19 protein-coding genes are annotated in these 24,468 nt (G+C 41.8%); 12 read left to right on the top strand and 7 right to left on the bottom strand.

The features are described 5' to 3' along the window. Positions 1 to 10: 10 nt before the first annotated feature. The 3 genes from accC (at position 11) to HII16_RS12505 (ending at position 2,575) form a co-directional block, all read left to right on the top strand. Complete coding sequence (accC, locus tag HII16_RS12515) at positions 11 to 1,357, top strand: acetyl-CoA carboxylase biotin carboxylase subunit (RefSeq protein WP_169130563.1); 1,347 nt, start codon at positions 11 to 13, stop codon at positions 1,355 to 1,357. 118 nt (positions 1,358 to 1,475) lie between these two features. Further along, positions 1,476 to 1,643 carry an oxidoreductase-like domain-containing protein gene (locus tag HII16_RS12510; protein WP_169130561.1) on the top strand — a complete coding sequence of 56 codons (168 nt, stop codon included), beginning with the start codon at positions 1,476 to 1,478 and terminating at the stop codon, positions 1,641 to 1,643. Positions 1,644 to 1,957: 314 nt separating this feature from the next. After that, on the top strand, positions 1,958 to 2,575 hold the full coding sequence (locus HII16_RS12505; RefSeq protein ID WP_169130559.1) for a PEP-CTERM sorting domain-containing protein: 618 nt from the start codon (positions 1,958 to 1,960) through the stop codon (positions 2,573 to 2,575). 294 nt (positions 2,576 to 2,869) lie between these two features. On the opposite strand, the gene HII16_RS12500 is transcribed toward HII16_RS12505, so the two are convergent. The 4 genes from HII16_RS12500 to HII16_RS12485 form a co-directional block, all read right to left on the bottom strand. Then, positions 2,870 to 3,253, bottom strand: a complete 384-nt coding sequence (locus HII16_RS12500; protein ID WP_169130557.1) for a hypothetical protein — start codon at positions 3,251 to 3,253, stop codon at positions 2,870 to 2,872. Positions 3,254 to 3,856: 603 nt separating this feature from the next. Then, on the bottom strand, positions 3,857 to 6,331 hold the full coding sequence (locus tag HII16_RS12495; RefSeq protein ID WP_169130555.1) for an Ig-like domain-containing protein: 2,475 nt from the start codon (positions 6,329 to 6,331) through the stop codon (positions 3,857 to 3,859). Continuing rightward, a complete protein-coding gene (locus HII16_RS12490; protein ID WP_169130553.1) occupies positions 6,316 to 8,700 on the bottom strand; it encodes a S8 family serine peptidase in 2,385 nt (794 codons plus the stop codon). Before HII16_RS12490 ends, HII16_RS12495 begins: the two co-directional genes overlap by 16 nt. Positions 8,701 to 9,303: 603 nt before the next feature. Then, positions 9,304 to 10,500 (bottom strand): multidrug effflux MFS transporter, encoded by a 1,197-nt coding sequence (locus HII16_RS12485; RefSeq protein ID WP_169130551.1) that lies wholly within the window; start codon positions 10,498 to 10,500, stop codon positions 9,304 to 9,306. A 105-nt stretch (positions 10,501 to 10,605) separates the two neighbouring features. On the opposite strand from HII16_RS12485, the gene HII16_RS12480 reads away from it, so the two are divergent. The 7 genes from HII16_RS12480 to HII16_RS12450 all read left to right on the top strand — a co-directional run bounded on the left by HII16_RS12480 (position 10,606) and on the right by HII16_RS12450 (position 17,536). Further along, entirely contained in the window at positions 10,606 to 11,439 is an 834-nt protein-coding gene (locus tag HII16_RS12480; protein WP_169130549.1) for an MOSC N-terminal beta barrel domain-containing protein, read from the top strand. Positions 11,440 to 11,491: 52 nt separating this feature from the next. Then, the gene (locus tag HII16_RS12475; RefSeq protein WP_169130547.1) at positions 11,492 to 12,073 is read left to right on the top strand and encodes an aminodeoxychorismate/anthranilate synthase component II; all 582 of its coding nucleotides are present in this window, start codon (positions 11,492 to 11,494) and stop codon (positions 12,071 to 12,073) included. Positions 12,074 to 12,148: 75 nt separating this feature from the next. After that, positions 12,149 to 12,490 carry a PilZ domain-containing protein gene (locus HII16_RS12470; RefSeq protein ID WP_169130545.1) on the top strand — a complete coding sequence of 114 codons (342 nt, stop codon included), beginning with the start codon at positions 12,149 to 12,151 and terminating at the stop codon, positions 12,488 to 12,490. A gap of 324 nt (positions 12,491 to 12,814) precedes the next feature. Next, a complete protein-coding gene (locus tag HII16_RS12465) occupies positions 12,815 to 14,032 on the top strand; it encodes an aspartate aminotransferase family protein (RefSeq protein WP_169130543.1) in 1,218 nt (405 codons plus the stop codon). 21 nt (positions 14,033 to 14,053) lie between these two features. Further along, the gene (gene astA / locus HII16_RS12460; protein ID WP_169130541.1) at positions 14,054 to 15,070 is read left to right on the top strand and encodes an arginine N-succinyltransferase; all 1,017 of its coding nucleotides are present in this window, start codon (positions 14,054 to 14,056) and stop codon (positions 15,068 to 15,070) included. A gap of 12 nt (positions 15,071 to 15,082) precedes the next feature. Next, the gene (astD, locus tag HII16_RS12455; RefSeq protein ID WP_169130539.1) at positions 15,083 to 16,552 is read left to right on the top strand and encodes a succinylglutamate-semialdehyde dehydrogenase; all 1,470 of its coding nucleotides are present in this window, start codon (positions 15,083 to 15,085) and stop codon (positions 16,550 to 16,552) included. A 183-nt stretch (positions 16,553 to 16,735) separates the two neighbouring features. Then, positions 16,736 to 17,536 carry a DUF1338 domain-containing protein gene (locus tag HII16_RS12450; protein ID WP_169130537.1) on the top strand — a complete coding sequence of 267 codons (801 nt, stop codon included), beginning with the start codon at positions 16,736 to 16,738 and terminating at the stop codon, positions 17,534 to 17,536. 108 nt (positions 17,537 to 17,644) lie between these two features. Here the strand turns inward: HII16_RS12450 and HII16_RS12445 are convergent, their stop codons facing one another. Then, entirely contained in the window at positions 17,645 to 19,075 is a 1,431-nt protein-coding gene (locus HII16_RS12445; RefSeq protein WP_169130535.1) for a carbon starvation protein A, read from the bottom strand. Between the two features lie 185 nt (positions 19,076 to 19,260). On the opposite strand from HII16_RS12445, the gene HII16_RS12440 reads away from it, so the two are divergent. Then, on the top strand, positions 19,261 to 19,665 hold the full coding sequence (locus HII16_RS12440) for an OsmC family protein (protein WP_169130533.1): 405 nt from the start codon (positions 19,261 to 19,263) through the stop codon (positions 19,663 to 19,665). A gap of 53 nt (positions 19,666 to 19,718) precedes the next feature. Here the strand turns inward: HII16_RS12440 and HII16_RS12435 are convergent, their stop codons facing one another. Then, a complete protein-coding gene (locus tag HII16_RS12435; protein WP_169130531.1) occupies positions 19,719 to 22,106 on the bottom strand; it encodes a CBM35 domain-containing protein in 2,388 nt (795 codons plus the stop codon). A gap of 617 nt (positions 22,107 to 22,723) precedes the next feature. Between HII16_RS12435 and HII16_RS12430 the strand changes: the two genes are divergently transcribed. Next, a complete protein-coding gene (locus HII16_RS12430) occupies positions 22,724 to 23,395 on the top strand; it encodes a hypothetical protein (protein ID WP_169130529.1) in 672 nt (223 codons plus the stop codon). 7 nt (positions 23,396 to 23,402) lie between these two features. Here HII16_RS12430 and HII16_RS12425 read toward each other — a convergent pair whose 3' ends face one another. Further along, entirely contained in the window at positions 23,403 to 24,305 is a 903-nt protein-coding gene (locus HII16_RS12425; RefSeq protein WP_169130527.1) for a phosphoribulokinase, read from the bottom strand. Positions 24,306 to 24,468: the final 163 nt, after the last annotated feature.

Genomic DNA, 24,468 nt, shown 5'->3' with positions numbered 1-24,468 from the left:
GATTGATTCCATGTTAAAAAAAGTTGTTATTGCCAACCGTGGTGAAATTGCTCTGCGTATTTTACGCGCTTGTAAAGAGCTAGACATCAAAACGGTTGCTATTCACTCAACAGCTGATAGAAACCTTAAACATGTTCTATTAGCAGATGAAACCATTTGTATCGGTAAACCTGCAGCCACAGAGAGCTACTTGGATATTCCACGTATCATCACTGCTGCTGAAGTAACTGACGCTGATGGTATTCACCCAGGTTACGGCTTTTTGGCAGAAAATGCTGATTTTGCCGAGCAAGTTGAAGATTCAGGCTTCGCATTTATTGGTCCAAAAGCTGACGCTATTCGCTTAATGGGCGACAAGGTTTCAGCAATCGAAGCAATGAAAAAAGCTGGTGTTCCTTGTGTACCTGGTTCAGATGGCCCGTTAACCGACGATGAAGAAGCTAACTTAGCTCATGGTCGTCGTATTGGTTACCCTGTTATCATCAAAGCCTCTGGTGGCGGTGGTGGTCGTGGTATGCGTGTTGTGCGCGAAGAAGCAGATTTGCTTGAGTCTATTCAATTGACCAAAGCAGAAGCACGTGCTGCCTTTAACAATGACGTCGTTTACATGGAGAAATTCCTTGAGAACCCACGTCACGTTGAAATTCAAGTTATGGCTGACGGACAAGGCGGTGCGATTCACCTAGGTGAGCGTGATTGTTCTATGCAACGTCGTCATCAAAAAGTCGTTGAAGAAGCGCCTGCACCAGGCATCACAGAAGAAATTCGTGCGGCAATTGGTGCTCGTTGTTGTAACGCCTGTGTTGAAATTGGCTATCGCGGCGCCGGTACGTTTGAGTTTTTATTTGAAAACGGTGAATTCTACTTTATTGAGATGAATACCCGTATTCAGGTTGAACACCCAGTAACGGAAATGGTTACTGGTGTGGATTTGATCAAAGAGCAATTACGTGTTGCCTCTGGTCTGAAACTTACGCTTACTCAAGACGATATCAAAGTAACTGGTCATGCTATTGAGTGTCGTATTAACGCCGAAGACCCACGTACTTTTATTCCTTCACCGGGTAAAATCACTCGCTTCCATTCACCAGGTGGTATGGGCGTGCGTTGGGATTCACATGTGTACACTGATTACTCTGTGCCGCCTCACTATGATTCTATGATTGGTAAGCTGATCACTTACGGTGAGAGCCGCGAAGTGGCAATTGCCCGCATGAAAAATGCACTAGATGAATTAGTTATCGATGGCATTAAAACCAATATCGCGCTACAAGAAGATATTATGGCTGACGCTGGTTTTGGCCGCGGCGGTGCGAATATCCATTACCTTGAAAAGAAATTGGCTGAAATTGAATAAGCCCAAATTCTGTTCTTGATAAATTGATAAAAACCCTGCTTTAGCAGGGTTTTTTCTGTTTAATAGACAGGTTATTATAGACACATCAGCTATGACAAACAGACAAAGCGGTTATAAAATGTCTAATGAAATAAACATTGTCGAGAAACCTTACCCTCCTGCAGATGGAGAATGTTGTGAAAGTGGTGCCTGTAACCCGTGTGTATGGGATCGTTATTACGCCGAATTACAACAATGGCGTGTTCAACAAGCCGAACTTAAAACCCAGCAACAAGCTGATAGCTAGTTCAACTAAATACCTGCTCTCGCTTTAATCCCTCTGAAAATCTACACTCTAGTCAACGCCGTAAAATATTGCAGATTTGGTGTTGGCTAGTTTTTACTTACCGACTTTATTGGCGCTTTATATAAATACCTACCATAATTAATTTACAGCTAAAAAAACTAAGTTTTTCAGCGACTTTTCTACTGTCAGCTTTCTTTACAGATACAAAAGAGCACATAGAAAATGACGACTTAATACATTGATATTAAAGGTAATTATATTTCTGGTCTGATATTTGCTGTTAAAAGACAGATAAATCCGAAAAGAGGTTAATTATGAAAACAATAAGGTTACTGGCCTTGTTTATTTTGACGGCTTTCACTAGCCAAGCTTATGCTGAGTTAATTTTAGACCCAGCTGCTTGTGAAACAGGATCTAGTTTCTGTGCCACGTCAGATGACAATAGTGGTAACAAACCCGAAGATATTTATGAATTATTCGGTGTAAAAGTTGATGAACTTTTATATAAGAGCAACGTCGGTGGTAGTGATGAAGGCAGCTATGCCGATTACTATTCAACGGTATACAATCCTGCTGTAGACCCTGAAGGCGGCACCGTGTCGTTTGATGGTGGCGATGCAGCGAATTGCCAAGACAATGGTTGTTTCTTCGAGGTGAAAGGCGGTAGCGGCGACCCTGCTAGATATCTATTTGATATTACCGGTTGGGACGGCATGATGGATATCGTTATGAGAAACTTCTGGCCTGAGAACAATTCTATTTCGCATATTGCGATTTGGAGTGGCGCGCCATTATGTGACAACGATTCAGTACAACAGCTATCTGAGTGTCAAGAACCACCTACAGAAGTGCCAGAGCCAAGCTCATTGGTTATAATGTCACTTGCTTTACTGGGTTTGATATCTCGCAAAAAGATCGCAGCGAAACTATAGTCTCAGCATTAAAACGAAATAAATAAAAAAGGCCCCACATAAGTTGGGCTGATATGAAATTAAGGATCTAGAAATGCTAGATCCTTTTTCTTTTTTATTTAGAAACAATGACTTAAAAATGACAAAAAGTCACAAAACCGTTCCGTGTCAACATAAAAACTGATTATTTACATAGACTTACGTAAACACTTAGCAAGTTTAAGAAGCAGATGGTTTTTTTGTGGTATAAAAGTGACTATTTCAAGGTAGTGCGAGTGTCGGCTTTGTGCCATTAGCGGTTATTGATAGTTTTCTTCAAGAACTAGCAGGAAGCCATTTTTTCTTTCTAAACAACGCATATAGAACAATAGCTAATCCTACATATACAAATCCCATCACAAATGCAGCAGGCACTGCAACGATAGCGACAATGACGAAAAACTGAACCCCTTCAAGGATTCCAGCACTTAGCCCCACCCAACTAGGTATAACAGTAAGAATTACCGTAAGAAATAATGCTGGAGTTATAAACACCCACTTCATCATATCTTCATGTGGCTGAAACCAAATAAACACTCCATATATAATTGCGAAGGGAATATACAACCAAATCCAAATATCTTGAAAATGCTCTAATCCTAGCGGGTACGCTAGAATGGGCATTAAAAATACTATTAGAAGATATAAGGCTTTATTCATTTAAACGTTGTAGCTTAACCGTCCGTAGCTCGCTCTAAGCAGAAGTAAACTTCCACTGTGTTTTTATTTAATTTACTGATTAAATGTCAAAAGTCAAACTGTCTGTTACGACGATTCGTGACATATTACCTCTTGCCTGCATACTAGCGATTAAGGAAAAATTGGCAAATCCACCTTTAACTCATTGATAAATATTACCTTATACATTGACATGGAACGATTTAACCCAGGCTTTAGTTAATTAACCCATTGAAATTATGTATTTTATTTATCGGTAACGTTAACTTTAGGTCTTTAATTCTTTAGTGTTAAAAACTTTTGTTGAAATATATGCGTTTAAATCACTTTCGTTGGTGGAAATGTAGGATTGAAGAGCGTATTTTGCCACGCCCAAAGCAGGAAACTCAACAGTATGTTCCGTAACTTACTGATATTAATAATAAATACAATCGACACGGAACGATTTTATTGTTCCTTGTTAAGAGCTAAGGTATTGATTGTAAAGAGGAATAAAAAAAGGATCTACGCTATGCAGATCCTTAATTTCATATCAGCCCACACATAAGTGGGGCTTTTTTATATCCGATGTATTAAATCAAAGAATTAGTTATTGATATTCACACCCATTTGCACTTCAGTTGCATTACCAGAGGCATCCGTTGCGGTTGCCTTTAAGTACCAACTGCCGTTTACAAAATCATTGGTATCCACTTCAAATTCATACGGCGCTTTCGTGTCCGTACCAATATAGTGTTTACCGATACGTAATTCGACATCTTCCATTGAATCATTATCTGATGCGTTAACTTTGACAGTGATCGTGCCACTGACTTTTTGCCAACGTGTTGGTGTAATAAAGCTTACTTCTGGCGCGATATTATCATCTCCACCCGGATCTGGTGTTGGATCAGGATCTGGCGTTGGATCTGGATCAGGTTGAGAATCGTCATTATTAATGTTGACGCCAACTTGAACTTCAGATTCATTGCCTGCGCTGTCCGTCGCTATTGCCTTTAAATACCAACTACCATTTTTATAGTCATTACTATTCAAGGTGAATGAATATGGCGCACTGGTATCTGTACCGACCACTTCATTGCCAATTCGAAATTCAACTTTAGCAATCGACTGGTTGTCTGTCGCAGAAATATTTACTGGTACATTACCGCTGATTTTTTCCCAACGAGTCGGCGTAATAAAGCTTACTTCAGGGGCAATATTATCATCTGGGTTTGGTGTTGGATCTGGATCTGGATCCGGCTCTGGCTCTGGTTCAGAACCATCATTGTTAATATTCACACCAACTTGAACTTCTGACGTATTACCTGCGGTATCCGTCGCGATTGCCGTCAAATACCAGCTACCATTTTTATAGTTGTAGCTGTTTAAAGACATCTCAAAAGGCGCGCTGGTATCGGTACCAACAACGTCTTTACCAATCTTAAGTTCTACTTTAGCAATATCATTATTGTCCGTTGCAGCGATTTTCACTGGAACATGACCACTGATTTTTTCCCAACGAGCTGGGGTAATAAAACTCACTTCTGGAGCGACATTATCATCTGGATTTGGTTCCGGATCTGGGTCTGGTGTTGGCTCTGGATTAGAGTCGTCATTATTAATGTTAACGCCAACCTGTGATTGAGCTTCGTTACCAGTAGAATCTTTGGCTGTTGCTGTTAATTGCCAGCTACCATTGTTAAATTCAGTACTATCAAACACAAACTCGTACGGTGCGGTGCTGTCTGTGCCGATAACTTCGTTACCTACACGTAATTCAACATTAGCCATTGACTCGTTATCTGATGCTTCAACCTCAACTGAGACCATGCCGCTAACCGTTTGCCATTTAGTCGGAGTAACGATACTCACCTCAGGTGCCGTTTGGTCACCAGAGCCCGAGCCCGAACTGTTATACGCAAGCGCTGCTTGCGCATCAATGATTCCGTAGCCAAACTTAGGATCAAAATTACCACTGTTTGAAGACTTATCAGCGGTTTGCTTGATAGCTTCTTCGATATCAGCGTTGCTCCAATGTGGGTTCTTTGCCATTAACACCGCGGCTACACCAGATACAACTGGCGCGGCAAACGATGTTCCGCTAACTGAACCATAACCGTGTGATAGCTTGGTGGTATAAATACCTACACCAGGGGCTGCGACATCAATACAGTTACCATAATTTGACCATGACGCTAAATTACCGTTTTTATCGGTAGCTGAAATTTTCAGCATGTGTGGGTTTTCACTGCAGCTTAGATGGTTACCATCATTACCAGCCGAAACACTGACAATACCACCTTTATCGTAAAAATATTTCGCAGCGTTAAGAAAACTACTGCTATCAGACATACGGTAGCTGATGTTAGCAATGTCAGCACCGTTGTCAGCGGCCCAGATAAGACCTTCAGCAATATCACTGGTATAAGCGGCACCATTGCTTGCGTTAGTCACTCGTACCGGCAGAATTTTACTGTCCCAAGCAATTGACGTGACACCTTGAGAATTGTTACTTAATGCCGCAATAACACCAGCAACCTTGGTACCATGATCGGTAATCGGTGATGTATCGGTGGTATTATTAACGGTGTTATAACCACTCAGTACCTGACCAGATAAATCCTGATGATTATTCATAACACCTGAATCAAGTACCGCAACGGTTATGCCTTGACCGGTCGAATGCCCCCATACATGGCTCATACCTAAAGTCGATAAATGCCAGCCGTTTGAATAATAATTATCGTTAGGTGTTACTTCTGACGTTTCAACCAAATAATTTGGTTCAACGAAATCGATTAGCTGATTTTCGCTTAATTCAGCCATCAGCTTCTTTTCTTGGCCTTTTGGAACTTTAACACGGGCAATGTGTTGTTTATGTAGCTTTAATTTACGATAAACAGAGCCACCTTTGCCGCCGATGACTTCTTGAAAGTCTTTTTCTGAAACACCTGCTTTAGGTGCGATAAGTAGTTCCCCTTCAGCAAAAGGCTTGTCTTTTGCTAATACTGAGCCTGCAATCAAGCTCGACAATAATGTTATTGTAAAAGGCAATTTAGTTATTATTTTCGTAGCCATTTTAGTCCTCTGAATAGCGCTAATAATGTTAGTAAGTAATAAAGACTACCTGCACCTACATCGATTTCTCGTAGGCCGTCGTCATCGTTTGTGCCACCATTATCTGGTTGACTATTTTCACCACCTGTCCCCTCAGTTGGCTCGGTATTGTCGGCACCGTTATTGTCACCACCTTTGTCCGGATTGGTATTATCACCACCATTATCTGGATTGGTGTTACCGTTATCTGGGCTAGGTGTTGGTATTACAACACCACCATTACCCGGATCTGGCGTTGGCTCTGGCTCAGGCGTTGGCTCTGGTTCAGGCGTTGGCTCTGGTTCAGGCGTTGGCTCTGGCTCAGGCGTTGGCTCTGGCTCAGGCGTTGGCTCTGGCTCAGGCGTTGGCTCTGGCTCAGGCGTTGGCTCTGGTTCAGGCGTTGGCTCTGGCTCAGGCGTTGGCTCTGGCTCAGGCGTTGGCTCTGGTTCAGGCGTTGGATCTGGATCGCTAGGCTTACTAGGATCGTTTGGGTATGGGTCTGCATTGTCACCAATACCATCACCGTCTGAATCTTTTTGCTCATTAGGGTCATTAGGAAATGCATCAGCGTTATCGCCTACACCATCGCCGTCTGTATCTTTTGTTTCTTTTGCATCATTTGGAAAGGCATCAGCATTGTCGCCTACACCATCACCGTCTGAATCTTGTTGTTCTTTCGGGTCATTTGGAAACGCGTCAGCATTATCACCGACACCGTCACCATCTGAGTCTTTAGTTTCATTTGGATCTTCTGGAAACGCGTCAGCATTATCACCGACACCGTCGCTATCGGTATCTTTGCTTTCATCAGGATCATTAGGGAACGCATCTTCATCATCAGGAACACCATCGCCGTCACTATCGGTAGGCATTGTAATGATGACGTGAGCGCGAACGGTATCTGAACTTGCTTGGTTATCTGAGGCATCAGTCGCTAAGGCTTCAATATCAATGGTGCTATCTTGATATTTTTCTTGCTCAATAATGAATTCATACGGTGCACTTGTATCTGTACCTACAGATGCGCCATTGACATATAAGATTACTGAAGCAACTTCTTCATTATCTGTTGCCGATACGACAACCTTATAATCCTGGTCGAATTCCTGACCGTCAGTTACGTTTACGATATCTACTTGAGGCGGTTCTTGATCCGGTGCAGGGCCATTTGCACCAAGTTTTTGTAACGATGCGTAAACGTCTAGACGACCATGACCAAATTCTTGAGACTTGCTACCTGAATGGACTAAATCATCAGCACCGGCAAATAAAGCAGACTCGATTTGACTAGCCGAAGCACGTGTATCATATGACTTTAATAATGCCAATGCGCCCGCAACTACAGGAGTCGCAAACGACGTGCCGCTGTGTTTTCCGTAACCGCCAGAACTTAAGTTGGTGGTGTAGATGCCATTACCTGGAGCGGCAATATCGATATAGTCGCCATAATTAGACCAAGAGGCCTTGTTATCACTACTATCGGTGCCTGACACAACGATCAAATTAGCATTATCTTTCCAGTCACGTAATTTGCCGTTGTTACCCGCAGCAACCACCGCCAAACCACCTTTCGAGCGTAGGTAATTAGCCGCGTCAGCTAAAGACGTGCTGTCAGCGGCATCATAACTGATGTTAACGACATCTGCGCCATTTTCGGCAGCCCAAGTAAGGCCTTCAACAATATGACTGGTATAAGCGACACCATTACTGGCGGTACTTACACGTACCGGCATAATTTGTGCGTCCCAGGCTATAGACGTAACACCACGACTGTTGTTACTTGCAGCAGCAATAACACCGGCTACCTTAGTTCCGTGACCGAAGATATCAGAGGTATTTGAATTATCATCCACGACATTACGACCACTGATCATATTAGCGGCAAGATCTGGGTGACTTGAGTCAACACCTGAGTCGAGGACAGCGACGACGATATTGTCGCCCTTTGAGATACTCCATGCGTCTGGCATATTCACTTTAGGTAAATGCCAAGCATTAGTGTAATAAGTATCGTTGGCAGTGATTTCGCTATTTTTAATAGGCAAATCAAGTTCTGCGTAATCAATTAATTCACTTTGATTTAATTGATAAACGATTTCTTCAGCGTTTTGTTGTTCTACTGAAATAAGCTCAGCTTTAATATTAGAGAACTTTTTCAGTTGTTTAACGTGCAATTTCTTAAGCAGCTTTTTGACTTGCTTGTCACTAACGCCAGCTTTTGCCTTAAATAAAACGTCCAATCTACTGTTGTCAGGTTTCGCTACTGCGACCTGAGTTGAACTTCCTATAACGACTAAGGAAAAAATCAGCTTTGACACTGATAATGATGAAGAACCTCGCCTTTTAGTCACGAACCGAGGCCTGCGCAAAGAGCGCGAAAATAAATTAATCATTTAGACTCCAAAGGAGGAGCCCACAACACAAAACCTAACGCATTATTTGTCTATTATTCTTATGTTTATACCGTTAAAACTAACGGCGACGTAACACCAAAAATAAAGAACACCCTGCAAACTAGGAAAGTTATCGTAGACATCCAATTAAAAACAAATTAACTACTTATACAATTCATTTGAAAATGTTGAGTACGCTTTCTCTTATTCAATGATAAAAAAAAGCATAGAGACCTTTCAATCTCTACGCACCAAGCATTATTAGCGCATTTGTTATTGTTTTTATTGTCAGCAACACAATAAGGCAAAGATTAACAAATAGTCAAACCACTTGTACAGTTTTTATACACTCGTTAACAGGCAGTTCGTAACTTACAGAACGCGGGGATCGGTAAGTCATTAATTTTCATGGCGTAATCAGTTTAGGATTGAAAAAAAAAATTTTAAGATTTTTTTGTAAAAGATATGAAACATAAGGCCTACAGCGGAGTATTAGGCCAAAACGGAGGTTTTTAAACAAAATATTAACAAAATAGTTAAAAACAGCAGTAAACACGAGGCCTAAAGGCCTTTCCTGATGTTTTGCCATTGAAAAATACCTATTAAAATCAAGGCCGAAAACATCAATAAAGTAAACGGTAACGCGGTGTCATTATGAAAGAATGTTAATATTGGCCCCGCCAATGCGCCGATACCAAACCTTAAGGTACCAATGACGGCAGTCGCCGTACCAGTATTATTAGCAAAGGCGATCAAAATAAGTGAGTCCGAATTAACAGCGATCAATGAAATCGCCCCCATGAGCGGCAAGATAGAGATCACAGTCCAAAATAATGACATCTGTAGGATATTAACCAGCACCAAAACACTTGCCGCGCAGACGCCTAGATAAAAGGCAACAACAAGAATGCGTTCTGAACCTAACCTTGATACATAGCGGCTATTAAAAAACTGCGCCATCATCAAAGACACAACATTAATACCGAATAAGAAGCTAAACACAAACTCACTGGTTTGGTAGATCTCAAGATAGACGAATGGTATCGCCGTGAGATAGGCAAAAAATGATAGCGACACCAGCATTGAGGTAATAATGTATTTACGTGCCTCTTTAGAGCCCAAGACAATTTTGTAGCTGCCGATGATATCGATATTTTTACGGGTGCCAGTTTCTTTTGCTTTGCTTTCTGGTAGCTTTAAATAACTACCGATAAATATAAGCAAAGCGTAGCCAGAGAGAAAATAAAACATTGCCTGCCAGTTGACGAAATACATGACTAGGCTGCCAAGGGTCGGAGCAATGAGCGGTGCCAACATCATGATCATGGAGACATAAGACATGCCTTTGGCTGTATCTTTACCATAAAATTGACGAATGACTCCAGGCACAACAACAGTCGCAGCACTGCCACAAAAGGCTTGCAAGAAGCGCAACATATTAAATTGCTGCGCAGTTTCAACCAAAGGCAATAAAAAAGAGCAGATGCTAAAGGTAAATAAACCGATCAAAGCCAAACCACGTCGGCCAATACTGTCCACCATAGGGCCAAACAACAATAGACCCATCGCATAACCAGCCAAATACACACTTAATGAGTTTTGAATAATGGCAATAGATGTATTGAAATGCTTAGCGATGGTTAACATGCCAGGCAAATACAAATCTAAAGCAAGCGGGGTAATAGCGACAATCGATGCGAGCAACGGCAGCAATATCGCCATGCGTGGAGAAGATTGCTCAAAAGCGACTTGGGACATGCTTGGGGGTGCACCTAACGGTTTGAATGAAATTAAGTTATTCTAGATGTCACAGTATAACGGATTTTAGTTAGAAAATAACGTTGTTTTAACACAGGTTTAGCCATGACACAGCCATCAATTAGCAATTTATACACCTATCCAATTAAGTCTACCGCCGGCATTGAACTAACCTCCTCAGCAGTCAGCGAGCATGGACTTATATTTGATCGTCATTTTGTCATTACCGATACCGAGGGTAAGTTTATTACCGGACGCACCAAGTCAAAGCTGGTAAAAGTGTCAAGTTGGATTGAGCAAGATGTGATCACCATTACCGCTGCCAATATGCCGGCACTGCATTTACGATTAAATGAATTTACACCCGCCTATGATACGGTGCAGGTTTGGCAAGATGAAATTGCCGGGCAACAAACATCGGAGCAGGCGAATCTGTGGTTTAGTCAGTACCTTGGCCAGCCATGCCGTTTATATTTTCTCGGCGCACAATCAAACAGACCACTCAAAGATTACCCGAACAAATTAAGCTATGCCGACGGTTACCCAGTATTATTGATATCTCAAGGATCGTTAGACGATCTAAATCAACGCCTCAGTCAACGTCCCAGCCAAGCCGTAACCATGGCTCAATTTCGTCCCAATATTGTCGTCGATAATTGCCCAGCCTATAGCGAAGACCAATGGCATCAAATTAAAATTGGTGAGGTGCTGTTTGACCTTGCTAAACCGTGTAGTCGTTGCATATTTACGACAGTAGATGCCAGCACAGCAGCGAGAGATCCGCAACGCGAGCCGTTAAACACATTAGCGAGTTATCGCAAGGCGGCCGATAAGCAAATCTATTTTGGTCAAAATCTGGTGCCACTAAATGCGGGAGAGATAAAACGTGGTGACAAAGTTGAAATCATAAGCACGCAAACGCCATTAGCATTTGTTTAGCGAAAACGACACGGTATAATGGCGACCTTTATAGCCTCAGCGAAAATTCATTATGCTCTTGATGATCGATAACTACGATTCGTTTACCTACAATTTGGTGCACTATTTTCAGCACTTAAACGAAGAAGTGGTTGTTGCCCGTAATGATGAAATTACCATTGATGATATTAGCGCCATGCAACCGCAGAAAATTGTCATCTCTCCCGGGCCATGTGACCCCGATAAGGCCGGCTTATCGTTGCAGATCATTGCCACTTTTGCCGGTAAAATACCTATTTTAGGTGTCTGCTTAGGGCATCAATGTATCGCTCAACATTTTGGCGGAGTGGTCGAAAAAGCAAAACAGGTTATGCATGGTAAAACATCCCTTATCCAACATAACCAACGTCATTTATTTGCCGACTTAAATTTGCCATTGCAGGTAACCCGTTATCACTCATTGGTAGTCAATAAAGGCAGCCTGCCTGAATGTTTGTCGATTACCGCCTGGACCGAAGATGCGCAAGGTAATTTTGATGAAATAATGGCAATAGAACATAACACCTTAGCCATTATGGGCGTTCAATTTCATCCCGAATCGATACTGACGGAACAAGGCCACCAACTACTGGCTAATTTCATTAACAAGTATTGATCTCTATACAAATCAGTGACATCTGTCGTCAAATTCGGTAAATTATAGAAAAACACATAAAAATAATAAAAAAACATGTTTTCAGATAGACGCATTTATCCTCGTAAAGAGCTTGAAATTGACGTAGAAGTCATGCTTTTAGGTGATGATATTCGCTTAACAACGTCAAGCCGAAACCTATCTTTGTCTGGTATTCAAATATCAGCAGACAAAGCTCTTGTCGATCATCTGTTGCAACAAGAGCAACGCCCGGTTCATTTTGATTTGTGTTTTGATGGTCACCCTGACTTATCGTTTCATTGCCGTTTAGTGGTTAATCGTCGCATTTCCCATAACGATTTTTTACTCGGCATTAAGTTTATGAATAACAGCCTTGAGCATACAAAATTAATACAACAGCTACTAAGCACAGATTAAATCCACAATCGCCGATTAATTGTTCAACTTATCGCAACGAAAATAACCGCATGCCCTATACTTTGGAGCAAGTCTTTATCGTTTTATTCAATCGCCGTTAACAACTGAGTTCGTCCCACTACGGCTAAAATAGTTATGCATTCAAACTGAATAAAACCCTGCAACCCCTTATTTTTATTGGCTTTCAGCGTATTTCGCTAAAGACAAAATGGTTAAATTCTGACATAATATTGTCTCTTTTTTAGTAGAACCGCTGTAAAACAAGAGCAAGTGCGCTGCACTACAAGGTTCACTAACTTGCATTTTAGAATGAGGATTTCGAATATGACTGAGCAATTTTCAGTAAATCGCGAATTATTTGATCACGTGATGGTGCCTAACTATTCACCTTCTGCTGTTATTCCTGTACGTGGTAAAGGTTCACGTGTTTGGGACCAGAACAACAACGAACTGATCGATTTTGCTGGTGGTATCGCGGTTAGCTGCTTGGGTCACTGTCACCCAGCTCTAGTCGAAGCCCTAAAAACTCAAGGCGAAAAGCTTTGGCATTTATCGAACGTGATGACCAATGAGCCGGCCTTGCGCCTAGCTAAAAAATTGGTTGATAACACCTTTGCTGAAAAAGTTTACTTTGCCAACTCAGGTGCTGAATCAAACGAAGCGGCATTTAAACTGGCGCGTCGTTGGGCATTAGATGTATACGGTGAACACAAATCACAGATAATCTCTTTCAAACAAGGTTTCCACGGTCGTACGTTCTTCACCGTAACTGTTGGTGGTCAAGAAGCCTATTCAGATGGTTTCGGTCCTAAACCAGGTGATATCGAACACGCTGAATACAACAACCTAGAATCACTTGAAGCGTTAATCAGTGATAACACCTGTGCCGTTGTAATGGAGCCACTTCAAGGCGAAGGCGGAATCGTATCACCAACACAAGAATTTGCTGAAGGTGTTCGTGCATTATGTGACAAACACAACGCGCTACTTATTTTTGATGAAGTGCAAACAGGTGTTGGCCGTACCGGTGAATTGTACGCCTACATGGGTTTAGGTGTTACACCGGACATTATGACGACGGCGAAAGCTTTAGGTGGTGGTTTCCCAGTGGGTGCCATGCTAACGACTAACGACATTGCTAAGCATCTTAAAATTGGTACCCACGGTAGTACATACGGTGGTAACCCATTGGCATGTGCGGTTGCCGAAGCGGCATTTGACACAGTAAATGACCCTGCAACATTGCAAGGCGTTAAAGCCAAAGAAGCGATGTTCAAGCAAGCTCTTGCGGCAGTGAATGAAAAATACAACGTGTTCAAAGAAATCCGTGGTAAAGGTTTACTTATCGGTGCGGTGCTAAACGATGACTACCAAGGTCGCAGTAAAGACTTTTTGAATGCGGCTATGAAACACGGTTTAATGACACTGGTTGCCGGTGCTAGCATTATTCGTTTCACGCCATCATTGGTTATTCCTGATGCAGATATTCTGGAAGGTATGAACCGTTTTGAAAAGGCGGTAGATGCCATCGTAAACGGTTAATCAACGAGCCAGGACGCAACTATGATTATTATCAGACCAATTCGTAGCAGTGATTATGATGCCTTACATCAAATCGCTGTAGAATCTGGGCATGGATTTACCAGTTTGCCTGTTAATGAAGGGCTGCTGCTAAACCGTATTAATGGTGCCAATCTGTCATTTCATAAAGAAACTAATTTTGATGGCAGTGAAAGCTATTTATTCGTTATGGAAGACAGTGAAACCGGTGAAGTTGTTGGTACCAGTGGTATCGAAGCAGCGGTTGGCCTAAATGATGCGTTTTATCACTATCATGTTGGCAAAGTCGTGCACTCATCAAGAGAATTAAACATATACAACAATGTTGAAATTCTGGCGCTGAATAACGATTATACCGGCACAACTGAACTGTGTACCTTATTTTTACGCAACGATTATCGCGCCAACAATAACGGCCGCTTTTTATCGAAATTCCGTTTCTTATTTATGGCGGAACATAAAGCGCGTTTTAATAATACAGTGATCGCTGAAATGCGTGGTGTTTCTGATGAAAACGGCGATTCACCATTTTGGCAATGGCTGGAAGAGCACTTTTTCTCTATGGACTTTCCGACCGCCGATTATTTAACCGGTATAGGTAAAAAATCGTTCATTGCAGAATTAATGCCTAAGTACCCTATCTACGTCAACTTGTTAAGTAAAGAAGCCCAACAAGTTATTGGTAAAGTACATGAAGATACCGTACCAGCGTTGCGTCTCCTTAATAGTGAAGGTTTTGTAAGTCGTGGTTACGTAGATATCTTTGATGCCGGCCCTACCGTTGAATGCGAGCTGGAAAACATCAAAACGGTACGTAACTCAGCGCAATATCAAGTTGCCATTGGCGATGTTATTGATGGCGAACGTCGAATCATAATCAACCAAGATGTTCGCGATTTCCGTGCCGTTTACCAAAGTATCAACATTAATAAAGACACTCGTATTGCCACAATGACCGCTGATGTTGCAAAAGCATTGCAAATTGAAGCCGGTGATACAGTGCGTCTTGCCAAAGCATAATGTGGAGAAGTTATGACACATAAGGTTCAATTTATAAATAATCAGTGGCTTGCCGGTCAAGGTACTGACATGCAATCACTAAACCCTGCGATTAACGACGTTATCTGGCAAGGTCAAACCGCGACGCCAGATCAGGTGAATGACGCTATTGCAAGCGCCAGACGCGCGTTTGAAACTTGGGGTTTTCTAAGTGTTGCAGAACGTCTTGAGTTAGTGACTCGTTTTGCACAAGTGCTTACTGACAATAAAGAAGATATTGCAATCGCCATCGCCCAAGAAACCGGTAAACCATTATGGGAAACCCGTACTGAAGCTGGTGCTATGGTTGGTAAAATCAATATTTCGATTAAGGCCTATGAAGACCGAACAGGTACGGTTGAAAACCCAATGCCAGGTGCCAAAGCCTTTATTCGCCATAAGCCACATGGTGTGGTTGCAGTATTTGGTCCATATAATTTTCCTGGTCATTTGCCAAACGGTCATATCGTGCCAGCACTCATTGCTGGTAATACCGTGGTATTCAAACCGTCTGAATTAACGCCGATGGTTGCCGAATTGACCATGAAACTATGGCAACAAGCCGGTTTACCTGAAGGTGTTATTAACATGGTTCAAGGTGAAGTAGAAACCGGTAAAGCCTTGGCTTCACATTCGGGTATTGATGGTTTGTTTTTCACCGGTAGCTCAACCACAGGTAAGCTATTGCACGAACAATTTGCCGGTCAGCCAGGTAAAATATTAGCCCTAGAGATGGGTGGTAATAACCCACTTATCGTCAGTGATGTGGCCGATGTTGATGCTGCTGTTCATGATATTGTCCAGTCAGCATTTATTTCTACCGGTCAGCGTTGTACATGTGCTCGTCGCTTGTTTATTAAAAACAATGCCAATGGTGACGCCATCTTGAACAAACTAATTGCTGCGACAAAAGCGATTAAGATTGGTCATTACGATGATGCTGAACAACCGTTTATTGGCTCAATGATCAGTAGCCGTGCCGCGTCAGGTATGGTTGCAGCACAACAAAAAATCGTTGAACTTGGTGGTGAAGTGTTAGTTGAACTTAGCCAACCAAACGTCGAACAAGGTTTTGTCACGCCTGGTATTATTAATGTCAGTAATATCGATAAACTGCCTGATGAAGAGCACTTTGGTCCTCTATTGAAAGTCTATCGCTTCGATGACCTTGATCTTGCCATCAACGAAGCAAACAACACCAGTTTTGGTTTGTCTGCGGGCCTACTTAGTGACAGTGAAGCTACTTACCAGCACTTTTTCAAACGCATTCGTGCCGGTATTGTTAACTGGAACAAACCAATTACCGGTGCCAGCAGCGCCGCGCCATTTGGCGGTATTGGTGATAGTGGTAATCACAGAGCGAGCGCATACTATGCCGCTGACTACTGTGCATTCCCAGTAGCGTCTGTTGAAGCTGAAAAAGTCAGTTTGCCTGAAAACTTAAGCCCAGGTTTAAGCATCTAATGCGACTGAGTTACCAGCTCCAAGTAGCTAGTATCAGACCCGGCTTTTTTAAAGCCGTCGATAACCTTTAATTTAACAGGCGAAGGAGCTCACCTTCGCCTGTTAATTTGTATTAACTCGCCTGAGCATCTTCGCCAAATTTGTTTTATTGCCTATATATATTTTGACTATTTGGGGGAGACTATGAGCACCAACGTCAAACAATTATTCGAAAAAATTTGGAACCAATACGTCGAAGTGACACCATCAGCTGAACGCGTGCACGCGTTATTAGCCAATGGTAAAGAAGTCATTAATGACCATGTCGCCTACCGTACCTTTAACTTATCTAAGGTCAACTTAGACACCCTAGCTCACCATTTAATGGAGCTCGGTTATAAAGAATGCGGCGAATACCACTTCGAAGCAAAAAAGCTTTATGCCAAACATTTTGAACACGCAGATAGCACTTTACCTAAGGTGTTTATCAGTGAGTTATTAGTCGAGAAGTTATCACCTGAAGCACAAATCATTATTAATCGCATTGTTGCAGATATTGATCACAAGCTTATGGATGATGCCAACATCCTTTATGCCGGTCGTATTTGGGATATTAGTCACGACGAATATCAACTGTTAGCGAAAGAAAGCGAATATGCCGCTTGGTTATCGGCTTGGGGCTTTAGAGCCAATCATTTTACCGTCAGCATTAATCACTTAAACGACTTTAATTGTATAAAAGAAGTCAACCAAGCCATTAAAGATGGTGGCTTCCGCTTAAATAACATTGGTGGTGAAATTAAAGGTGATGAAACGGTAATGCTTGAGCAATCATCGACTATGGCCGATAAAGCTCAGGTGCGCTTTAAAGAAGGTATGGTGGAAATCCCAAGCTGCTTTTATGAGTTTGCTAAACGCTACCCTAAGTTAAATGGCCAAATTTACACGGGTTTTGTTGCCGCATCCGCTGACAAAATTTTTGAAAGCACCAACAACGGCAATTAACTAAGCTTTCTTTGAACAAAGGCTTAAACAGCTACTTATACGCGTAAGACACAGTAAACAAAAAGGCACCTTAAAGGTGCCTTTTTTATGTTTATCAGACATCAATGCCTATAGTCGTTCTAATACAGGTATTGGCTTTTTACCCAGTTGTAATACCATAACGGTGATCACTAAGGTCGCGAGCGATGCAGCAATGGTCGACATTTGGATAGGTAACCCAAAGCCTAATGTGGTTGAACTTAATAAGAATGCAAAGACCACTGTTGTCATAAACATTGCTGGTAGCGTACAAATCCAATGCAACTTCTGTTGTCTCAGTAGGTACGCTGCTGCAGTCCACAACATAAGCGCTGCTGTCGCCTGATTAGCGACACCGAAATAACGCCAGATAATACCGAAATCTATTTGCGTTAAAGCAGCGCCAATAGCGAATAACGGTAGGGCCAGCAAAAGGCGTTTACTGATCTTTTGCTGTGGCATATCAAAAAATTCACTTAAAATCAGTCGTGCTGAACGAAACGCTGTATCGCCTGAGGTAATGGGTAGTACGATAACACCCAAAATAGCCATAAAACCACCAACAGCACCAAGCAAACCATTCGATACGTCGTATACGACATTAGCAGGGTTGCCATTCATGGCACTGTTTAAGGCATCAACGCCACCAAAGAAAGACAAGGCTAACGCACACCAGATAAGGGCAATAATACCTTCACCTATCATCGCGCCATAAAACACGAAACGACCATTCTGTTCATTTTCAACGCAGCGAGCCATCAGCGGTGATTGTGTTGCATGAAAACCAGACACTGCGCCACAAGCGATAGTGATAAATAATGCAGGCCACAGTGGCATATCATTAGGGTTCAAATTGCTAAAGAAATCAGCACCGGTAACCCCTGGTAGCATCGAATAATCTGATGAAAACACCAAGGCTAAAGTTAAACCGACGGACATAAACACCAACATGGCACCGAAAAACGGGTAAAAGCGGCCGATTAACTTGTCCACGGGCAGTAAAGTTGCAATGAGGTAATAAACAAAAATAATCGCTAAGAAGACAGCAACATCAACGCCGGTTAGTTTGTTTAACAAGCCTGCTGGTGCTGAGATAAATACCACACCAACGAGCAGTAATAAGATCACGGCAAACACATTCATAAAGTGCTTGGCACCTTTACCTAAATATTTACCAGCAAGGTTGGGTACCGACTGACCATCATTCCTAACGGAAATCATACCAGAAAAGTAGTCGTGAACAGCACCGGCAAAAATACAACCAATGACAATCCAAAGCATTGCCGCTGGACCATATAAGGCACCTAAAATTGGACCAAAAATTGGCCCCACACCGGCGATATTAAGTAATTGAATCAGATAAACTTTGGATTTCGACATTGGCACATAATCAACCCCATCGGTATGGGTATGTGCTGGGGTTTGACGATTGTGATTGATACCGAATACTTTTTCTACAAAGCTACCGTAGATAAAATAGCCGGCGATAAGCAAACCTACTGCGAGCAAAAAATAGAGCATAGTAAAATCACCAGTTGCCATTAACGCGCTGATAATATCTTTAATCGAATGTTAAATCTGTTATCCAATGTTATTTTTTAGGTGAATTTTGCACACTTTTCATACACAAACAATCGCATTTAGCGCCTTGGTTAATACAAATTAGTTAGGTAAAATAGCGCCGTTAAATAAATTAAGGATTCAACATGAAAGCACAAGTGAAATGGGTTGGCGACGAAATGTTTATGGGCACGTCAGAAAGCGGTCATAGCATGTTAATGGACGCCAATGGCGGTAACAATGCGGTTAGTCCATTAGAAAATGTTTTATTGTCTCTAGGTGGCTGTTCTTCCGTAGATGTGGTTAGCATTCTACAAAAAGCGCGTCAAAACGTTCGTGATTGTGTAGTTGAGATTGAAGCCAAACGTGCAGATTCTGTACCGCGCTTATTTACCGATATCCATCTACATTTTGTTATCACGGGAAACGATGTCGCAGAAAAGCATGTTGAGCGCGCGGTTGCGTTATCGGCAGACAAGTATTGCTCTGTGGCATTAATGCTAAATAAAGCAGTCAACATCAGCCACGATTTTGTGATTGAGCAAGCATAGATAAGACTATCGAATAAATAGAGTGAGACTACCGCGTCTCACTCATATGATATTTACCAATTTACAGTAAGTTTATCTAACACTGTTAGGTGAGAAAGTTGAATATTATTAACACCAGCATCTAACTGAACGCTAATTTGGGCTCTTCCTGGGCTACCACCTTGGTAACACCAATTACCCGATGCATTTATAGAATACAGCTGAATTGCCCCGCCATTTACACTAACGCCCATATCCCTTGTCGAGGTTGCATAGTAATAGACATCTATCTTGTATTGACCCGCGGTGGGCACATTTATGCTATCAAATAGCACCGAATTATTGGCATTATTACCAATATTTTTGACTATTTGACCATTAGACGCCAACACACATGACGTGGCATTGGCCGTTCCATTAAGAACCGCATTTTCCGACTCATAGTCAACAGATACGTCTGGATCTATGGTGATCCTATCAAGTGGTGCGGAATCTGAAATAATAATGCTGTTCACTCCAGCCTCTAGATAAACCACCGCCTTAACATCAGTTGGCTGTCCACCTTCAAAACAAAACAAACCAGATCCTGTAGTTGCCAAGGTTTGTACAATACCACTGTTAACTTGGTACGATACACTTGCATCAGTTTTACTTTGAGTTGAAATCGTTAACGTATAATAGCCAGCAAGATCGGCATAAACGTTTTCAAAGGCAACCTTTTTACTGTTATTAATCGATTTAACAGCCGAGCTACCAGAATAATTAACGCACTGATTCAATTTTACAGAGCCTATTAAAGTTGCATCTTCAGCTTCGTATACGGTTGGTCCAATACCTATGCCATTGTACGCTCCGATATTGCCACCAGATGACGCTAAGTTGACTGGATTACCAAAAAAGTCACTAGTTGCGTTGGCACTGATATGTGAAAAAATACCCTGACCAGCCTTTGGGAATGGGGGCTCTGTAACCGCACGAGCAGTGCCAATTGCCGGGCTAGTTGATTCTAGTTTATAGGCTATAGGCTCCAATAGGCCATTGTCTATATACTGCGGATTGTTAAATATTGCGCTACTATCGATACCAGTAAACCCATTAGCAACCGCACCAAAGTATAGGTTGTTGTCGACATCTAGATTCGCACCATCATTTATTGACAGTAATTTTTGCCCCATACTGGCGCCGGTAGCAACATAAAAAGCATTGTTGAAAACGTAGGTGTTCACGCCGTCAATATCAATCCCCGTAGTAAGCGATGTGCCGTTTAATGTTTTATCTATGTACACAGAATTATTGTATATATAGTTGTGCTGCGATTTAGGCTCATCATGAGGATATTGAGAAACCCACAAAGTGTTGCCTTTACTGTCTCTAAAGCCGTCATTGACACTAATATTAAAACGATATGTCGAGTACTCGTTGTTACCCAGTATTTCAGCAAAGCCCCCCTCACTGTCTTCACTATAATTATATTGAAGCAAGACGTATTTATTGGAATGGTCAATATGGATACCATATGAATCACCAGAGCCTCTCGCATGCTTTGAGGTATTGTATTGAGCAACTACATGTCTCGTGTTGAAAAACCAAGCGCCACTGCCTCGTCCTGCCATGCGACCATTTTCGTCAGCACCCGGGTATTCGAACAAATTGTTTTCAACCAAGACATTGTAGGTATTGCCAGGCGTAATGCCGCTACCTCCGGTTTTAAAAGTATGATTATTGGTCAAGATAAAATTCATATTACGATTAATCATCTCATTGCCAACGCCATCACTACCACCACCGTGTCGAGACCAAATGCCAAACTTTGTAGTCATGGTAATGTAACAATTGTCGACCGTAACGTCGCGGATATGTTTTTCTTGCCCTGCAACCGTATTTTTTTCCGTTTTAAAGTTAATGCCTGCGGATTTTATTTGGTTAAAATCGCTACTGTCGAAAGTCACAGGAAATATATCTCGAATAGTAAGATTGGTGAATATAAAATGATGCATGATCTCAGTTCCGTCGTTGTAAACGTCGATACCGTATGCCTCTTTATTTGAAAAGCCATTAATCCATCGTTTTCGGTCATTGGTAATTTCTAAGTTGTCAAACTCAAGATATTCTTGGTTATTAATGTAAATCACGGCATGATGGTCACCTTTGGCACCACCAGCGCCATTAAGTATTGGCTTGTTTCCCTCGCCGAAGCGGCCAAAAGATATAGGAGCACCTTCAACACCTGAATAACTCGGTTTGAGCTGTCCAATAAATGTATCTCCTGCCTTAAAGTAAACGTTATCTCCAGGTAAAAGCGCACCTGTGCTAACTCTATCCAACGTCGCCCATGGGGATGTCGGTGACAGCCCATCATTGCTGTCATTGCCTATGGAGGAGCTGACATAATAATCTGCCGCATGGAGATGAAACCCTATTGCGTTTATCGTTATTAAAATTATATAAAGCAGTTTCTTCATTGGATTTACCTTTTTGTTATTATTTGACTAACTGCACTTTAAGGGGGTATCTATCCCCTTAAATTTTCAAGTAGCCGAGACCATTCGTCTTGTTACGTTTATGAAAAACAAATCAATAATGACTTGGCACGAACAGACTGACTTTGACCTGACACGAAATATTTAACTTATATTTCGCTAACTGAACTACTGTTTATGGGTTAATACGGGCTATGTAGAAGATAACTGCATTACTCGAGATACCTGATCATTTTTCACAACCCCGATTGCAATTCTCAATGTTAATTAGCTTTTAACCATGAATTAACACGTTTTTACTGCGGCATATAAGCCGTAAAACACACCAGCTGTTCAATTATTAACCACCCAAACATTATCAATTGTGTAAACACAAAGCAACATATAATACATATACTATTTATATGCCTTTTATTTTATGTTAATCACATTGATGGTCAAACCGTTTACATGGGGTATTCATAACGAAGCTAACCTATTAATCCCAAAAGGTTCATGCGCACTGTTTTATTCATTCGCTGAATCAGCTAAGTCCGACACTTTATAGACTTTTTACAAATCTACACCATACTCTAAGCAAGCAATTTATTGGTGAGAAAATGAACAACCTATTCTTAGTGATTGGTGTTATATGTTTCTTATTTTCCTGGCATTGGTCAGTGTTGTTGATTGAGCGCTGCATAATAGAACTGAGCACCAGTGCACCAGATAAAATAAAAGGTGGAGCGAGAGTATTTTTGCGCAGTCTAGCGGATTTGAATGCGCCATCTAGGGGTAATAAACTATTCCAATTAGGCAAAACACCGAAACAACTCAGTGGTAAAGCCATTACGAGTGTAAAGAAAATCAAAAAGAAGATTGTCAAAGGCCATTTTCATAGTATTCGTAATCGCACCAATACTGATCAGCACAAACTACTTAAAGCCTTATACAGTGCGGAACTGCCATTCTCGCAAAAACTAGCCTATTACTGCTGCTTTTTTTCAAGCACTATTATTGGTATTGGTGTGACGTTACTCGGCATAGGCGTACTGTTGACCATCAATGGTACCTATACAGAGTTCGCTTTATATTTGAGCATGTTGGGCTTTTTGGTGTTCTTGGGTTTTTATATTGCGCCACTGTCGGTGCTATTACTCGTCGTGTTCGCCTGGCTAATGCCTTATATTATGATCCCCATGTCTTGGTTAGTCAGAGTATTAAAGCTGCCAACCAAGAAAATCATGTTAATAACCGGTCTATTTTCGGTGACCTATAGCTTTTATGCGTAGCGGCAGACTATTTATAGGTTTGCATCCAATCCATTTGCTGACTTGCGGCTTGCTTTTTTTCCATCAGCTGCTCGATAAGCGGCGTTAAAATAAGCTCCATTGCCAAACCCATCTTACCGCCTGGTACCACTAGGGTATTAATACGTGACATAAATGCGCCATCTATCATGCGCAAATAATAAGGAAAGTCGACGTTCTTATTTTCACGAAAGCGAATCACAACAAAACTTTCATCCGCGGTCGGTATTGCTTTTGCAGAAAACGGATTTGAGGTATCAACAGTCGGTACTCGTTGGAAGTTAATATGGGTACGCGAAAACTGTGGGGTGATAAAGCTAAAGTAGTCTTCCATAGAACGGACGATACTTTCGTTTACCGCTTCACGAGAATGGCCACGTTGATTGGTATCACGAACGATTTTTTGGATCCATTCCAAGTTAACAATCGGTACCAAGCCAATAAGTAGGTCTACGTGACGCGCAACGTCGTTCTGCTCAGTGACGACACCACCATGTAGGCCTTCATAGAATAACAAGTCAGAATCTGCTCCTATCGGCTCCCAAGGTGTAAACGTACCTGGCATCTGGTTATATGGCACCGCCTCATCAAAGGTGTGCAAATAGCGACGTATGGTACCCTCACCTTTTTCGCCAAAATCCCGAAACAGATTTTCCAGCGCACTAAAGTCATTGGCGATATCACCAAAATAACTGACCGCCCGACCACCTTCTTTGGCTTTACGTTTTTCTAGCTCCATCTCTGGACGGGTAAAGCGATGAAAGCTATCACCTTCGACCATAGCAGGATTAATGTCTAAAGTACGAAACATATGAGCAAAGGCTTCTGAAGTGGTAGAGGTACCAGCACCGGAAGAACCGGTTACTGCGATTATTGGATTACGTTCTGACATCTGTGTTCAATAAAGTGAAGTACGACCTACTTTTATACGGGGTATTGGGTGATGGGTCAAGGTTTGAGCGATTTTCAGGAGTGTAAACATCTACTCCACACTGGTGTTTAAAAAGATCCCATCCAATAACATGATGGGACGTCGGTGCTTTTTTCTCTGCGAA

The sequence above is a fragment of the Thalassotalea sp. Y01 genome, from assembly GCF_012932945.1.
GTDB lineage: Bacteria > Pseudomonadota > Gammaproteobacteria > Enterobacterales > Alteromonadaceae > Thalassotalea_A.
The sequence above is the reverse complement of the archived record's forward strand: the minus strand, read 5'-3'. Positions and strand labels throughout refer to the sequence as shown.

What these genes read in the sequence shown, in the direction of transcription:
- HII16_RS12445 (WP_169130535.1), bottom strand. Translation starts at nt 19,075, where the DNA reads ATGCTCTATTTTTTGCTCGCAGTAGGTTTGCTTATCGCCGGCTATTTT.
- HII16_RS12430 (WP_169130529.1), top strand. Translation starts at nt 22,724, where the DNA reads ATGAACAACCTATTCTTAGTGATTGGTGTTATATGTTTCTTATTTTCC.
- HII16_RS12510 (WP_169130561.1), top strand. Translation starts at nt 1,476, where the DNA reads ATGTCTAATGAAATAAACATTGTCGAGAAACCTTACCCTCCTGCAGAT.
- HII16_RS12425 (WP_169130527.1), bottom strand. Translation starts at nt 24,305, where the DNA reads ATGTCAGAACGTAATCCAATAATCGCAGTAACCGGTTCTTCCGGTGCT.
- HII16_RS12480 (WP_169130549.1), top strand. Translation starts at nt 10,606, where the DNA reads ATGACACAGCCATCAATTAGCAATTTATACACCTATCCAATTAAGTCT.
- HII16_RS12495 (WP_169130555.1), bottom strand. Translation starts at nt 6,331, where the DNA reads ATGGCTACGAAAATAATAACTAAATTGCCTTTTACAATAACATTATTG.
- HII16_RS12500 (WP_169130557.1), bottom strand. Translation starts at nt 3,253, where the DNA reads ATGAATAAAGCCTTATATCTTCTAATAGTATTTTTAATGCCCATTCTA.
- HII16_RS12440 (WP_169130533.1), top strand. Translation starts at nt 19,261, where the DNA reads ATGAAAGCACAAGTGAAATGGGTTGGCGACGAAATGTTTATGGGCACG.
- accC (WP_169130563.1), top strand. Translation starts at nt 11, where the DNA reads ATGTTAAAAAAAGTTGTTATTGCCAACCGTGGTGAAATTGCTCTGCGT.
- HII16_RS12485 (WP_169130551.1), bottom strand. Translation starts at nt 10,500, where the DNA reads ATGTCCCAAGTCGCTTTTGAGCAATCTTCTCCACGCATGGCGATATTG.
- HII16_RS12465 (WP_169130543.1), top strand. Translation starts at nt 12,815, where the DNA reads ATGACTGAGCAATTTTCAGTAAATCGCGAATTATTTGATCACGTGATG.
- HII16_RS12505 (WP_169130559.1), top strand. Translation starts at nt 1,958, where the DNA reads ATGAAAACAATAAGGTTACTGGCCTTGTTTATTTTGACGGCTTTCACT.
- astA (WP_169130541.1), top strand. Translation starts at nt 14,054, where the DNA reads ATGATTATTATCAGACCAATTCGTAGCAGTGATTATGATGCCTTACAT.
- HII16_RS12435 (WP_169130531.1), bottom strand. Translation starts at nt 22,106, where the DNA reads ATGAAGAAACTGCTTTATATAATTTTAATAACGATAAACGCAATAGGG.
- HII16_RS12475 (WP_169130547.1), top strand. Translation starts at nt 11,492, where the DNA reads ATGCTCTTGATGATCGATAACTACGATTCGTTTACCTACAATTTGGTG.
- HII16_RS12470 (WP_169130545.1), top strand. Translation starts at nt 12,149, where the DNA reads ATGTTTTCAGATAGACGCATTTATCCTCGTAAAGAGCTTGAAATTGAC.
- HII16_RS12450 (WP_169130537.1), top strand. Translation starts at nt 16,736, where the DNA reads ATGAGCACCAACGTCAAACAATTATTCGAAAAAATTTGGAACCAATAC.
- astD (WP_169130539.1), top strand. Translation starts at nt 15,083, where the DNA reads ATGACACATAAGGTTCAATTTATAAATAATCAGTGGCTTGCCGGTCAA.